Genomic DNA, 278 nt, shown 5'->3' with positions numbered 1-278 from the left:
CCCGCAACAACGGGGACTGGGCGAAGATCTGGCAGTGCCTCAGCCCGGGATTCGGGAACCAGGACTTCGTCATCGACCGGGGGCAGATCAAGGTGAAGGACACCATCGGATCCGGCCGGGAGATGTGCCTGGACGTGGGCGGTGCCCGCAACAACGGCGACCGGCTGAAGATCTGGCAGTGCCTCAGCCCCGGTTTCGGGAACCAGGACTTCGTGGTCGACCGGGGGCAGATCAAGGTGAAGGACACCATCGGACTCGGTCGGCCGATGTGCCTCGAC

General features: G+C 65.1%; 1 protein-coding gene. It reads left to right on the top strand.

The annotated features are described in order from the left end of the window. Nucleotides 1–278: ricin-type beta-trefoil lectin domain protein (locus IEZ12_RS11755; protein WP_229847450.1), on the top strand; the 278-nt coding region annotated here is incomplete at both ends.

It is taken from the genome of Kitasatospora griseola (assembly GCF_014648555.1).
GTDB classification, from domain to species: Bacteria; Actinomycetota; Actinomycetes; order Streptomycetales; family Streptomycetaceae; genus Kitasatospora; species Kitasatospora griseola.
Note: the sequence above shows the minus strand (reverse complement) of the source record. Positions and strands in the feature narration are given on the sequence as shown.